We start from the raw sequence: 15,908 nt of genomic DNA, 5'->3' as shown, positions 1-15,908 counted from the left end.
CAATAGATTTATGCCGCTGCTGCCGCGTGTCTTTCGCTGATTCTGATTATCAGGTACCATACAAAGGCAAGAAGCACCGGGAACTCTTCTTTTTGAATAAAAACAGGTTCAACCTTAACTTCCGCCTGTGTTTTGAACCAACTGTTCATTTCAAACTCGAGCTGGATGGCATCCGAGTCATTTTTAATGAAGAACTTTCTGTTGAAAAGAGAGTTTGAGAAAATGAATTTTTTATCACCCACAAAAATTTCACTTCCACCAAAGACTTTCTCGACCTTTAAAGTTGCAAGAATTACACCGGTTCTTTTGTCCTTAAGTTCCATTCTGCTTTTGAACATGCTTGGAGAGTATGCTTCCCACTCGTGGTCGAGAAGTTTAATAGTTGCGGTTGTACTAAAAAATTTGGGAAATCTGAGTTCTCCTATATTTTCGTTGTCAGACAGGAGTTTGAACTCTCTCGAAAAAACGCTTTCTTTTATCCAGCGGATTTTTTTACCGCGAAATTTTTCTGTCAGTGTCATTTTTTTACCGGTTAAATGGAAAAACTATGTTGACAAAGATAGTTAATTTGTTGTAGAAAACATGTAAATGAGGGAAATTGATGGGAGAAGGAGGGTCTAACTCGTTTGAATTAAAAAAAATGACAACTCAATTAAAAAGGGGTAATTTCCTTATTCTGAAAAATTCCGATGCATACTTTAAAACGGCCTTGATATCTTCCGGCTCAAGTTCATCATGTTCTTCAATAATTTCTTTAGCTTCAAACCCTTCAGCAAGAAGTGCAAGAATGGTAGCCACCGGCATTCTTAAATTTCTTACACAAGGGACTCCATCCATTACTTTTGGATTTACTGTTATTCTGTCTTTTAATTCCATTTTTTCCTCAAGATATAATGCTAATTTAATAAAAATTTCGAAAGTTGTGTGGTATATAACTCCATCCACAAAAGTAAAAAAAACTCCCGATTTCTCAGGAGCTTTAATTATAAACCTAAACTTAACGAATCATTCTTCCCATCTTTTTAAATCTTGATTATCGTGTTCTAAAAAGGGGGTGAGGTACTATTTCATCAGCAACATTTTCTTAACTGAAACATAGTCACCTGCCACAAGTTTATAGATATAGAAGCCCGAAGCGAGTTCATTTCCGCCGAACTTAAGATCGTAGTACCTGCCGGCTTCTGCTGTTCCGTCGAAGAGAACCACTACTTCGGCACCAAGTGAGTTGTAAACTTTCAATGTAGCTTTGGTGTCCTCTTTCAACGCAAACCTGATGGAAGTTTCAGGATTGAAAGGATTAGGATAATTTTGCTCCAGTACGAATCCGTTTGGAAGATTGTCAACAAGCACCTCAACAACAGGGCTGTACTCAAACTGCCCGTCGTTGTCAATTTGTTTTAATCTGTAGGAAATTTTTCCCGTTCCCGAGGGTCTGTCCTTAAAGCTGTAGAACTTCGGTGAATTGGACATCCCGTATCCCTCAACAAATCCTATTTTTGTCCAGTCAGAATTCACCAGTTTTCTCTCCACTTCGAAGCCGTAGTTGTTCATTTCGGTTTTGGTTTCCCAGTCGAGAAGGACCGTGCCGGCGGAAACTTTTGCGTTGAAGGAGGAGAGTTCGACTGGGAGGGCAGAAGGCTCCCCACCAGTAAATTGGGAAAATGAAGTCTGACTCGAAACGGTGAGGGTATTAGCAGTCGCATCGAGAGTTGTTGGCAAAACAGTCCAGAGCGTACCGTTAAATTTTCCCATCACTAAGGAAGATTCTTGAGCGGGTTCGCTTACATCCCCATCCAAATAATTAAGAGTGAGGTCATAATTAATACTTGAATTACCATCCCTGGAAATATCCCAATAACGGGTGAGATAGAGAGCACCCGGTCCTTTACTTGGGTGTGCTCCATCTACGACTTTAACACCTATGGTTTCGGTACCGGAATTCAGAATTACCTGTGCGGGAGAATATTCAGCTGTTCCTGTTTCATCGCCAATCGGAAAGAGAAGCGTTGAAGGGCCGGTACCGGTAAATTTTAACATCCCTGTTCCGTTGGTCACAATCATCTGTGTTGCAGAAGGCGTTCCGGAATAAGTTGCACCCGAAGACAATGAAAGATTAAAGTTGGTTAAGCGGAGAACTCCCTCATCGAATCGTAACCTGTTTTGAATGGTTGTGTTTACTCCCAGCTCAACTCCCGCAGGATTCGAAAGAGCAAAGTAAGTGAAAACTGGTGAAGTAGTACCTGAGATTGTTTGAACTGAGGTACCATCGAAAACTACTTCCCTGGTGTTTGAATTAAATGTTCCATTGTTTGTGAAGTTTCCTTTTACGATCAGGTCTCCGGCATCAGGACCATTGATGCCTCCCAACTTAAGAGTCCCGCCGTTCGTGATATTTCCAAACACAGTAAGGGGACGCTCCATCACACTTCCCGAAACAGACATATCCAAAGCAGAGCCAGCATCAATCGTTAAGTTACCTGCCATTTGACGGGCAGTAGTCGTTCCGGCATTACCGAGATTCAATGTCGTATTATTTGAAATCTGAACATGATTCGGGTAACCTGCTCCTGATGTGCTGCTCCATTCAAGACCTCTGCCGTAAATGGTACCGGAATTGTATTTGAGAGTGGAGGATGGACCGTATGTGGGAAAATTTGTTAATAAAAATCCTCCCGGATTGATTTGAAGCGTCCCGTTTATCGTAACTCCGGCACCAAGATTAACTCCCCCGCCGATAGTAACATTGTTGAATGTGCTTGTGGAATTATTGACTGTTCCTGATCCGGAAAATACAAGTGTTCCGGTTCCGGTCGTTAATGGTGCTGAACCCGTTACGGTCGCACCGCTTCCAAAAGTTATGACACTTGAACCACAGTCGAGAGAGGAGAGTGAGTTAACATTAATATTATTGGAAACGGAGATATTTGCATTGACTGTAACGGCTGAGTTGTTGACTGCATTAAGATAGCTAAAATTGAATGTGCCGGTTCCTGATATTTCTTGAGCTGCACCTCCATTGAAATCGACACTTCTTGAGTTGGTGTGAAGTGTCCCGTTGTTTACAAGATTTCCTTTTATCTTTAAGTCACCCCCGGAAGATTGTGACAAAGAAAATGCCTTACCATTGTTTATTGTTAAATTGCCATTCAGTTGTCTGTAGACATTTGCAATTATAGCAAAATATACATTCCCTCCATTTATCACAACATTCTGAGGAACACCCTGCCCGGAAGCGACATTTGCATACCATTCTGAAGCGAGTTCGTAATCGTTATTGTATTGGAGTGTGGATGAAGAACCATAAGTCGGTGCATTAACAGAGACAAAACCGCCTGAGTTAAGGGCTAAAGTTCCGTTTATGGTGGAAGAACTCCCAAAATTAACACCACAGCCAAGATTAACATTATTGAAGACATTTGTACCTGTTATGGTAAGAACAGAAGTGCCTCCAAAAGATACGCTTCCTCCGGTCGTCATATCAAGAGTGCCGCTGTTTGTCCAGTTGCCTTGAACCGACAACGAGCCTGACGCACCAAATGTCAATGATTTAGTGGAATTAATTGTAACAGAAGAGGTGTTAGCTGAAACTGCTGAATTTACCGTTACCGCACTGTTGATTTCAATTAATGAATTTGCAACAGGTGTGCTTGAACCCCATGTTGAAGCCGTATTCCAGTCACCATCGGCAATTGAAGTGTATTTTGGCTGGGATATGTCAAGTGAATTGAAATAGAGGTTGTTGTCATCGCCTGCAATCGTGTTTGCCACATAGAATTCCACACCATCAATCGTTCCACTTGACAGTGTAAAATCGGTCGCTGAAAGGCCTGTACCTGTACTTCTGTCTATTTGGACATTCAGAACATTTCCCGATTTTTTAATCAGAGTAACCGTAAACGCCATATTACCATCATAGGTGGCATCCATATTTACAACGGAACCGCCATTTTTGTTTTGATATGAATACTGGTCACCGCCAATATTAATATTGAACAAAACAGTTGAGCCACTTAGAATATCGACACCTTTGTTTCCATTTCTAAATCGGGTTGACATTTTAAAGGTGAATTTTTCATTCTCTTTCAAAAAGGTAAAAGTCCTCTTGGCTTTACCAACATTTGAGCCGGCAGGATTTCCATAAACTCCAAATGACTTTCCACCAACATCTATTGATGTGGCATAAGCCGAACCAAGAAACTGGCCACTTGTTCCAGTATTTGTAAAAACCCAGGCATTGAAACCGGTACCTAGATTGTTACCGTTTGCCCAAGTGGAGTAATTTCCTGCATTGTCGGCAGCACGGGAAACATATGTCTGTGCGTTCACACTAAGAAATGAAATGAACAACAAAAAAAATGTCTTGGATATGAAATTTCGATTATAGCATAGCATTGCAATCACCATCGGTCGCTTGTTGTGGTTTGATAAACTTAAATAATAAATGCCTCCGCAGACTACGGAGCCGGACTAATAACTGTGAGTTATTTGCTTTCGAAGCATTTATGTGAGGGGAATTGGATAAATGCTATAATAATGAATGCAAGATAGTAAAATTTAGTTCAATTTGTCAAGAACTATTTTACCAATGTGAATCATGTCATAAAAAAAGCTCCCGATTTCTCAGGAGCTTTAAAATTATTCACCGATCAAACTCCCCTCGCCTCTGAGGAGAGGGGTCGTGCCACAGGCATCCCTTTGGGAGGGGTGAGGTATTATTTCATCAGCAACATTTTCTTTACAGAAACATACTCGCCTGCAACAAGTTTATAAATGTAGAATCCGGAAGCAAGTTCACCACTCCCAAATTTCACATCGTAGTATCTGCCGGCCTCTGCTGTACCATCAAAAAGGGTTGCAATCTCTGAACCGAGTGAGTTGTAAACTTTAAGTGTTGCTTTTGTATCTTCCCTCAATGCAAATCTGATTGAAGTCTCGGGATTGAACGGGTTCGGATAATTCTGTTCCAATACAAACCCGTTCGGAAGATTATCAACAAGAACCTCAACTGTCGGGCTATATTCGAACATGCCATCATTATCTATTTGTTTTAGTCTGTATGAAATTTTTCCCGTTCCCGTTGGTTTGTCAGAGAAGCTGTAAAACTTCGGAGAATTGGAAGTACCATTTCCTTCAACAAATCCGATTTTATACCAGTCAGAGGTGGAAATTTTTCGTTCAACTTCGAATCCGTTGTTATTGACTTCAGTAGCAGTTTGCCAGGTCAGGTCTACATTTCCGTGATCGCAAGATGCATTAAAGGAGACTAATTCAACAGGTAGCGGGATTGATCCACCTGACAGTGCTGTACTTGAAATTGTTGTAGCTAATGATCCACCAGAAAATAACAATGCACTGTTATCAATCAAATCTGCCTGAATCATACCCGTTGCCCCGGCAGTCAGATCGCAAGTGAGGAAAAAGTAAGTGGCGGACGAAGACAATGCACGGGAAATTGTAAGAAATCCTACGCTACCACCATTTCCGGGATCCAAGGCTGTTGTTAACCCAATTTGAGTATCGGTGCCTGAATTGAAGGTATTGTCGGTACTCGCCCAAAGTTTAAAGTTGGATGCCCCAGTCCGTACTCCATTCAAGCGTATATTCACATCAGTAAGAGATGAACCCGCATTGAAATCTGTTAGGGCAAAACGACCAATAGGTTGATTTGTAGAACCGGGAGTAACCTCATAAGTGTAGCTCGAACCGTCCGTCAAAGTAATTCCCGCAAATTTATAGGAAAAAATTCCATTTGTTGCATTAGAAGTATATGAATCACCCCAACCGACGATTGAAACTGTTGGCTTTGCTAAAGCATCCACCGCACCATCAGAGCCACCACCACCGGAGGAATATGCATCAAAATACAACAAATCACCTGCGTTCAATCCCAGGGAAGCGGCTGTCACAGTAATGTTTATTGTGCTTCCTGAAAATGTATATCCCGATGGTGCAGTCGGACCAGCCCAACCCCCACCTGTATAATTCCACAATTGTCCACCACCCCCACCATCTACCCATGTTCCAATCCAGTAGTCCATTCCACCCAAGTCCGAATTTAAATTGATGGGCCTTCCCCACCCGTTTCCCGTGTTTGTTGAGGCCGTGGAACCGGTTGAAATACCCATCATGAATTTACCCCAGTCGGTTGTTGTCAAATTACCGTTAACGGTAAGTTTAAACAAAATATCGGTTGAGGTGTTCGATACTTCCATTTTGACCAAATCGAGTGTACCACCCCCTGTGGCGATTCCGGGATCGATGTCACCTGTTGCATCATTATATGTCTTCTGTGCCCAAATTTGGGGCACGAGACACAAGATTACGAAAAACCTGAAAAAAATGTTTCGCATGGTTTTCTCTTCTCCTTATTTAATTGTTGACCAAATACCAATAATACTTCCATATCTCAAAAATGAGAGAATGTGGAAATATGCATAACTTGCCCAATTCTGATTGTTAGATTTCTTGCACAACAAGAAGCAGAAACAATTGAACTGTGACTGAAACAGACTAAAATGTATGTTATTTTAGGTAGATGTGGTTTGACCTCTATCAGATCAAGTTATGAAGGAGCTAAATAGAGTGAAGAGATTTTAGGGTATTTATTTAAAAAGTTGGCAGTTTTTCCCTCACTAACCAAACTTAATGGAGCGGAAATCTCTCAAATAATTGTTACTAATAGAAAAAGAATACCTCCGTATTTTATAATTGAAAAGTCCTCACATAACCTGTATGCAAATTAACAATTTTTTATAATATGTCAAGTATTTTTGTCTGAAAAATAAGTTTTTCACAAATTATTTTTTATTAGCAAGCGATTTTCTTAATTTTTCGTATACCCCGACAAACTTTCCTCCACGCCTGATGCCATTTTCGACGAGAATTAATGCTTCATTTGTTTTTCCGGTCTTTATATAAGAGAGATATAGAGCCTGATCAGCAGCCACCAAATCCTCTTCCTTGAGTCGTTTTACCGCCTCGAAAAGATATGGGATTGCCTGATCCCACTCCTCTCTAAGCTGGTGTAACCTCCCCATGTATCTTTCTGTTAACCCTGTTTCAGAATAACCATTTTTAAGGAGGAATTTGCCCTGCCTAATTGCCATTAGCGCATCATCGAGGTCTGATTTGTCGACTGTCTTGTTAATGGATGCCTTTAAGGCAATCGAAAAATAGACATACTCGAGAAACCACGAAGTATATTCAGGAACTTGAATCCGTGCAATTTGGAAGTACTTCAGTGCCTCTTCCAGTCGGTTCTCTTTTACCATTGCTTTGGCTACAAGACCAGTGATCGGCATTAAACCGCCTGCGTGAGGGGTTTCGGTTTGCCACTCCCTTACTGCACTAAGTACCCCTTTGCTCATCTTTGACTCTGCTGTCAGTATATAGTTCAGATACCTGTTAAATGCATCACCATTATTTTTCTTAAGAAACGGCACATTAAACAGTATACGCATGGTGTGAGCCACTCGATATTGATCATACTCATTACTGCCAAGATTTTTAGTATATTCTTCCCAGGTTTTAAGACTGTCGATACTGTGTGCTGTTAAACCTTGCTTTTCCAGATTTTTTAGTATGACATTTGTCATTAGTTTGGCTGCTTCCGCCTGCCCTCTTAGCGATAAATGCACATGATCATCCATCAATTCCCATCCTGTGGCACCGTCAGTCGACAACCTCCTGAACTCCTCAGCTATGTCGCACAGCGGGAGTTTATGATTCAGTGCCACTTCCCTGATCGCCTGTTCTGTCAAAGAGATTGGCCGCCAGGGCATTTTGTCAAGGTCCCGCGCCTTAAGAAAATACTTCTTTGCAGTTTTGATATCCCCGGTCCCCAAATACGCTCTTCCCAATAAAAATGCTGCACCCGCATGCTCAGGAAATATTTCTGTCGCACTTCTTAGCAGAGTTACTGAATGTAAAGAATTGGAGTCGAGATTTTTAACACCTTGAGTCAACAAGTTCTCAAACTCGATTTTCTTTTTTTCACCGAGGGAATTCATATCCTCCGAACCCAATGGATAGAGAGATGATTCATTCGAAGCAGTAGTACACAAAATCAAAGGAACTCCCGCTTCATTGCAAGACTCGGCGATTTCCCCAAGATTGTATTTCAGATTAGCAGCCGCACTTTCTCTAAGGTCGGAATCAGATGGTATTACAGTCTCCCCAATCATCTGCTCCATCAAAGTAATATCCTTTCCAGGTTTACTTTCTGTGTAATGATTGTATGCCTGGATCATTGCCAGACCATTAATCCACCTGATGACATTAAGTAATGCCGGAGAAAGTGCCCCTGATGAATTAATAGAAGCAGTGCCGTAGGAGCCAAAAAACTCATTGTTTCCAGTGTAGGAAATAATAAAATCAGGATTATATTTAAGTGCTTCCTTTGCAATAAAAGTAATCGGGAAACTCGCCACAGCGGTTGTGCCAAGATTAATAACTTCGATCTTTTTACCGGGGAACAAGTCACTTAACATTGCCTGCAGAAATGAACTCATTGAAAGATTTTTCGGCTGAGGATACCCTTTTGCTGCTGATTCTCCCAACAGGAATATTCTGATTGTATTCTTAGGTTTTGGCATGACAAAATTATATTGTTCTGCGTATCCCGGTCGGGAAGGATTTGAATAAAAATAGGGCTTTGATGCAGCCGGCTCCACGATAATCAGTGTATCGCCCGACTCCAGTATACCCACAGGTTTTAGAAATGACGGATAACCTCCCCAACCTGAAAAACGAAAAATAACCTCAATAAGAAAAATGAGGAAAAAAGGAAATAAGAGCGTCGATATCCTGAAAACATTTTTTCTGAATGGTGATATTTCCGGTTTCTCAGTAATGACTTCCGGAGTAGAATCATCTTTAACAACTTTTGACTGAATTCGTTTGGAGTGCTTCTTCATAAAATTTATTGCTTCTCTAAATCATAAGCTTCTTGCAAAATACATGGGCAGTAACTTTCCCAACTACCGGCTTCAAAAATCCGAAAAATCCATATGACAACAAAAAAAAGCTCCCGATTTCTCAGGAGCTTCAAAATTATTCACCGATCAAACTCCCCTCGCCTCTTAGGAGATGAGCCGTGCCACAGGCATCCCTTTGGGAGGGGTAAGGTATTACTTCATCAGCAACATTTTCTTTACAGAAACATGATCGCCGGCAACGAGTTTATAAATGTAGAAACCGGAGGCAAGTTCACTGCTTCCAAATTTTACATCATAGTATCTGCCGGCTTCTGCTGTACCATCAAAGAGAGTTGCAACTTCAGCACCAAGTGAGTTGTAAACTTTAAGTGTTGCCTTGGTATCTTCTTTTAATGCGAATCTAATTGAAGTTTCGGGATTGAACGGATTCGGATAATTTTGTTCCAGTACAAAACCATTTGGAAGATTATCTACCAAAACCTCAACGATTGGGCTGTATTCATACTTTCCGTCGTTGTCGATTTGTTTCAGTCTGTAGGAAATTTTTCCCATTCCTGTCGGTTTGTCTGAAAAGCTGTAATATTTTGGTGAGTTGGTAGATCCATGTCCTTCAATAAAACCGATTTTGTTCCAATCGGAAGATGACGATTTTCTCTCAACTTCAAAACCATAGTTGTTGACCTCGGTTGCGGTTTCCCACTTCAAATCTACAAGGCCATTTCTGATAGCAGCGTTGAAGGAGGTAAGCTCGACAGGGAGGGCGCCGACAGAACTAAATGTAGGTTTGTAATTAGCTCCGCTAACATTATCATACAGTGTAGTTGAGGGTGTCGTGCCGGTTACGGCGATATACACTTCCAAAGTATAGTTTTTATTTGTTACAAATGGTGAATGTGCTAGTTCTGCAGAACCAGTAAAACCCCATTTTTGATCACCATTACCCAATTCCGTTACATAACTTGACCCAACAGAGTTAAAACTGCCACTAGGACTTCCTGTTTCATAAATCCGATAATAAAGTGTGGCACTGGTTACATCTCCACCATTATTTTTCCAAGTTTTTATATCCCAATAGGTGATCAGTATCTTGTCATTGATATCTGAAATAAGTCCCATATCAGCAGCAAGAAAATTTCCTGCTCCAGAATTCCACATGACATAATTCCCAACCGAATTACCTCCAACTTTTACTCCGATATAACTCTGATCCGCGCCAAAAAATCCCCAAGCTGCAAACAAAGCAGATTGTCCTAAAAACAAGATGGTAAGAAAAGTAATCAACTTTTTCATATACATTCCTCCGAAGAGTTTTGATTAAACATATTTATTTCTATTTTCTCTAAAACCTCACTGATAATGAATCCTCACATTAGCTAAACCCTGCGGCACAAAATGTATGATAAAATGCATTTTTTACCGCAACACAATTTACGGTATATTTAATTTATTGCAAAATATTTTTTAAATAAAATTAAAGAAATATTGCGATTTTAACCCCCTGTGATGAATTTCTCGTGGATTTTTGAATTTTCCATGATAATCTGGGCTTCTCAGAATGAATTCGTCCCGATGGATCGGGAGATTGGTTTGTCTTGGGAAGGATTTTTGAATCAATAGTCCCGAGGATTCGGGAGGATTAATCCTTACGGGAATGAAATACAAAAATTAAACAAATGCCTGCCATAATTATTAACTTTTTGCGATTGGACAATCGAGACGATTGTCGCTCCTTTTCCAAAACTCTGCATTTCTACCCGTATTTCTGGTAATATTAAATTGATCCTAAATTCCGATTAAACAAAAAAAAGACCGCCCCTCTCGAGACAGTCTTGTAAAAATATTAACCATTCTTTCTTTCCCCCGCCTTTTGGAAAGGGAGAACTCCGCGGGAATCCCTGCGGAAGGGGTGAAGTACTACTTCATCAAAAGCATTTTCTTCACTGAAACATATTCACCTGCTACAAGCCTGTAAAAGTAGAATCCGGATGCGAGATCGCCTCCACCAAATTTTACATCATAATACCTGCCCGCCTCAGCGGTACCATCGAATAGTGTGGCTATTTCGGCACCAAGTGAATTGTAAACCTTCAGGGTAGCTTTTGTATCTTTTTTCAGTACAAATCTGATTGAAGTCTCAGGATTAAATGGATTTGGGTAGTTCTGTTCCAAAACAAAACCATTTAGAAGATTTTCAACCAATATTTCAACCTCAGGACTGTATTCGAACTGCCCATCATTGTCGATTTGTTTTAATCGATAGGTAATTTTACCGGTCGCTACCGGTTTGTCGGTATAACTGTAATATTTAGGCGAGTTGGTGGTTCCATGTCCCTCAACAAATCCAATCTTGATCCAGTCGGATGAAACTGATTTTCTCTCGATTTCAAAACCGTAGTTACTGACTTCCGTAGCGGTTTCCCAATTTAAGTGAACGGTTCCGTTATCTGAAACTTTCGCAGTAAAACTTGTGAGCTCAACAGGTAGAGGGTAATTCAATCCACTGTTGTCTGTGGAATTTATGGTCTGTAAATCAGCATTCGTGTGATTGGGAAGAGCAACAGTTGTTGTCATAACATAGAATTCGTTACCGGCCATTCCTGTATTCCCTGTACCCGGGATAATTGCACTCCAAACTATATCCGCTCCGGTTGCCTGGATAAAACTTGAGGAAACCCAATTATCGGTTGTGTATCTTACATATATTTTCTCTGTAGTCGCCGGTACAAAACTTGAGGCTATGTTTACAGTAACCGGGCTGTCCGGCGTTGATATAGAATAGTTAACATTTGTAATAGTGATTGGTACAGCGTCAGTCTGCATCCAGATTGCTTCAGTGTTTGCATAACCTGCATCTCTGAAAACCACAGTATACCAGTAAGCATCAGTCAAAGTAACCGTGTTCCTGGTCGTATCTTGATGTGTGTACCCTTGAATTACATCCATCACTACAGTCGTGCCTCCCCACTTGTGATTTGAATAATCACCTGCCGGACCACTGGTAAATCTCCACTTATGTATTCCACCAATTATATCGCTTGCAGTCGCAGCAGATTTAATGGTAGTCTTATATCTCTTGACGCCTTTTGTGCTAACGAGCAGATTACCGGCACCTTGAATTCCCGCGAATGCAGCCACAGTTGGAGGATTTAACCAACCATTATAAGCAGTAGGTAAATTTAAACCTTCCGATTCGGTAATAAACTGCCCGAAGACTGTAAATCCGAATAAAACTAAAATTATAATAAATTTTTTCATAATATATCTCCGCGATTCAAAACAATGAACGCACTTAAGTTTTCTCTGCAATATTAAAAATGACGACTCTCACTAACACCCATACGGTTTTGGCTGAAGTGTTAATGATTTGAGAGTAACTCTCTCTTTCCCGTCTATAATATACAATAATTATTGATATATGCAACAATTATTTTCACTTTTTTAAGAAATATTTTGCTTTTTGTGATAATTCACACATCTCTACCCACACATGACCCCTTACAGGGCCAAGTCATTCTTTCGTTATCATCGTTGTCAGTGTAATGGAAGTTTGGCGGTAGGACAATCGAGACGATTGTCGCTCCTTTTTCGATGTTTAAGGTTTGTACCCTTTTGTCACCACAAAGACTTAATTCAATAGTCTATTACAGTAAAAATAAAAAAAGCTGCCATTTCTGACAGCTTCAAATAACTTAACAATAAAATTTCATACTTCAAACTACTGACTTCATATTTCAGCTCATAGTTCATACTTCATAGCTAATAGCTATTAAAAGTCTGTTCCGAGTGAGAAGTAGAATATCGGTTTGCTGAAACCGTCCACATTGTAAGCCCATGCGAGATCGAACCTGAGGAGGAAGTATAGAAAATATGTCCTGATGCCGAAACCGGTACCCATGAGCAGGTCTTTGGTGATGGTATTCCCTTTTTCATCTTTTGTGAAGAGTCGTAGCTGGTCGTTATTTGTCCATGCAGCTCCTGCATCAAAGAAAATGGTACCCATGATGTTGCTGAAGAAAAGGGGCAGACCACCTGTGATGAGGTATCTAATAAACGGAAAACGAAGTTCAACATTCATAAGTCCGTATTTGGTACCCACTACCTCTGCATAGTTGTAACCGCGCATTGGAAGTGCCGTGGAGAGAAACACAAAATCACTCGGTGAATCGAGAGGAAGTCTTCCTGTTGACCAGTCACGGTTTATCCAGTTCTCTGTTCCACCGATAAAGAACCGTTGCGGATTGGTACCCCAGGAATATCCAAAGGAACCTCTTACGGCGAGGGAGTAATCTCCCCAGAATCTTAGATACTCACGATAATCGCCCAGAACGGAGTAAAATCCATATTTATCAGCCTGAATTACCGGATTGGCCATAAATTCGAAGCGGTATCTCGTCCCGTCAATCGGGGCGGTATAACCAAAAATGGTGTTGTCATGTACAAAAGCGATCGAAGGAACCAGAAAAGTATTTTCCCTCTGTGGTTCAAGAGTGTTATCCAGATTGGTTTGGGTGGCGTTTGTTACACCGAGGCTAAGATCCAGTCTGTAGAATCTGTTCAGAGGATAACTCGCTGAAATAACTGCGCCATAATTTCTGAATCTGAAGAAATTGAGGAAATTTCCTCTCTGCTGATAGATAAATCTTGCAGTGTGGAATGCCGATATCCCAATATCCCATCTCCCCTTCAGATAGTAGTAAGCCAGACCGTAATCGCTGTTCTTAAGATCAATTTGAAGTGAAGTGAATCCGATCAGTTTATGGTCACCGAGTACATCGCTAAAAGAGAGTACCGTGGTTCCGAGCAGTCCGTAATAGGTACTGTAACCCGCATTCGCATATACGAGATCAGGTGAAAAATTGACTTTATACTTCCTTATCTTGAAATCGCCGTCATCTTCCAGCCTGTCGGGGAGTAAAAACTCAAGGTTGGGCAGTTTTGTGGTGTCTTTCGCTTTCGGGGCGTTATCGCCGAATGCAATTGTGGAATAGTCGATGAGTACAGAATCACCATAAGCTTTTACTGTATCTCCAAAAACACCTGTAAACACTTCAACCTTTGTTTGTGAAGAATCCTTGTCGAGGGCGTCGGGTTTCTCCTGTTCGAATTTCTTTACCTTGTAAGTGGTATCGAAAGGATTGTTACCATTTCCACCCTTGAACTCGCTTCCACCATTTACAAGTTCATTCATATAATCTGTAAAAGGGATAGAATCCTTATCGATGGAAAGTCCGAAAGGATTGTTTACAGTGAAGATATTATACGAAGCCTTGTACATGGCGTTCATGGCGAGTTTCTTGCCGTCATAGGAAGTGCTGATCTGGTCGAGTCCATTCAGGGAATTTGTCACAGGAGTCGGTTTATTGGTCGGTTTCCAGTCTGCATTTGGTTTAATCTTATAAATATTGTTAATTCCATTATAGTCGGAAATGAAGAGGACTTCCTCACCCGATTGTGATGGAAGCGCATATTTTTCATCGCTTAACGGATAATCAGTCAGCCTTCTGATCGCTCTGGTTTCAACATCAATTTCGTAAATGTCCATCTGACTGTAATCGTGACGGTACATTTCATAACCCTCCAGTTTGCTCTTTGTCAGGGTAAGAGTATCACGATCAGAGGAGAAATAAACTTTTTTACCGTCATAAGACCATCTTGGATCAGAATCGGAAAAAATGTCGTTTGACAGATTTTCAACTTTTCCTGTTTCAAAATCGTAGATATAGATATCGGATGTATGGTAATTTTGGGCTGCGAAAACGAGTCTCTTTCCGTCTTTTGACCAGTCAACTGTTTCGATGCCCGGGAATCTGACGGGTACACTGACTGCATCACCACTTTCAGCATCGACAATGAAAATGGCATCTTCCGCACCACTTTTTGCCGATATAGCGATCTTTTTTCCGTCAGGTGACCAGGAGATACCGGGAGTGAGGATATTCAATTCCTCAAAATCGACCGTTCTGTTTCCTTTTACAAGTCTTTTTATTTCCTTCCCGGTGTTCGCATCCATAAGATAAACATCGAAGAAATAATCCTTGTTGGAGATGTAGACGATCTTGTCACCCTGCGGAGAAATTGCAGGAGAAATGTTGTAAGAGGAATTATCCTTTTTTGGATCGGTCAGTCTCTTGGCGAATTCGTCGGGGTCTTTACGATTTGTAATATCGGGCCAGAACACCCTTTTGATGTCCTTCTTCCATCTTTCATTCAGTTCATCAACAGTCAGACCGATAGAAGCCTTCATTCCCTGATCGACTCCCCCTTTCCCTTTTACATTCATCACAAGTTCGGCAACTTTTTCCCTGCCGTACTTTTTGGCGATGTAATAGAAAACCGCCTGTCCGCCTCTGTAGGCAAAATAACCGTCAAGATTTTTGATATCGGGGAGATACTCATTGATAGCCGCATCTCTGATAAACTGATCGGTGTTGGTATCCCAGCCGAGTGACAGATACTCAGCCAGCCCTTCCGAGAACCATAATGGTAGATTTACTGCAGAATTGCTGGAAATAATATTTTGAAGTGCGCCTCCGTAAAACATGTCGTTCATTACACCGTGAACCAGTTCATGGTGGATTACATGTCTGAACATCTTGTAGTTTCCGGAAAAAGGAAGTACAATTCTGTTCTTGAAGAGTTCGGTGAAACCACCGGTTCCCTCTCCAAGATAGGAATCGATTACATTGGTTTCCTGAAATTCATTCTGCGAGTCATAAAGAATTACGCTGATTCTCTTTTGAATTGTGTAATTCAATGAGGAATGAATCTGAGCCAGAGCATCCTCAATTGCAGTAGCAGCAAACTCCGCAATATTTTTCCCTTCCATGGTAAAATATATATCGAAGTGTTTTGTCTGAATGTAGTACCAGTCATAGTCCTTGTACTGAACCTTGTTCCTGCCAAACTGCCCGAAAGACTGTGAAACGATAACTGCAACAAAAACAAAAAATAACGCCGCTTTTCTCATCTTTT

The 15,908-nt window shown here is 40.9% G+C and carries 8 protein-coding genes; all 8 read right to left on the bottom strand.

The window, feature by feature from the left end:
- Positions 1–8 precede the first annotated feature (8 nt).
- Complete coding sequence (locus tag J0L60_00425; GenBank protein ID MBN8544570.1) at positions 9–521, bottom strand: hypothetical protein; 513 nt, start codon at positions 519–521, stop codon at positions 9–11.
- Positions 522–648: 127 nt separating this feature from the next.
- Positions 649–876: a DUF433 domain-containing protein gene (locus J0L60_00420; GenBank protein ID MBN8544569.1), complete on the bottom strand. Its 228-nt coding sequence runs from the start codon at positions 874–876 to the stop codon at positions 649–651.
- Positions 877–1,062: 186 nt separating this feature from the next.
- Entirely contained in the window at positions 1,063–4,326 is a 3,264-nt protein-coding gene (locus J0L60_00415) for a T9SS type A sorting domain-containing protein (GenBank protein MBN8544568.1), read from the bottom strand.
- A 386-nt stretch (positions 4,327–4,712) separates the two neighbouring features.
- Positions 4,713–6,350 carry a T9SS type A sorting domain-containing protein gene (locus J0L60_00410; protein MBN8544567.1) on the bottom strand — a complete coding sequence of 546 codons (1,638 nt, stop codon included), beginning with the start codon at positions 6,348–6,350 and terminating at the stop codon, positions 4,713–4,715.
- A gap of 447 nt (positions 6,351–6,797) precedes the next feature.
- Entirely contained in the window at positions 6,798–8,915 is a 2,118-nt protein-coding gene (locus J0L60_00405; protein MBN8544566.1) for a hypothetical protein, read from the bottom strand.
- A 213-nt stretch (positions 8,916–9,128) separates the two neighbouring features.
- On the bottom strand, positions 9,129–10,226 hold the full coding sequence (locus J0L60_00400) for a T9SS type A sorting domain-containing protein (GenBank protein MBN8544565.1): 1,098 nt from the start codon (positions 10,224–10,226) through the stop codon (positions 9,129–9,131).
- Between the two features lie 624 nt (positions 10,227–10,850).
- The gene (locus tag J0L60_00395; protein ID MBN8544564.1) at positions 10,851–12,191 is read right to left on the bottom strand and encodes a T9SS type A sorting domain-containing protein; all 1,341 of its coding nucleotides are present in this window, start codon (positions 12,189–12,191) and stop codon (positions 10,851–10,853) included.
- A 511-nt stretch (positions 12,192–12,702) separates the two neighbouring features.
- Entirely contained in the window at positions 12,703–15,903 is a 3,201-nt protein-coding gene (locus tag J0L60_00390; protein ID MBN8544563.1) for a PD40 domain-containing protein, read from the bottom strand.
- Positions 15,904–15,908: the final 5 nt, after the last annotated feature.

The organism is Ignavibacteria bacterium, from assembly GCA_017302895.1.
Lineage (GTDB): Bacteria > Bacteroidota > Ignavibacteria > Ignavibacteriales > Ignavibacteriaceae > UTCHB3.
This window is presented reverse-complemented; position numbering and strand designations above follow the sequence as displayed.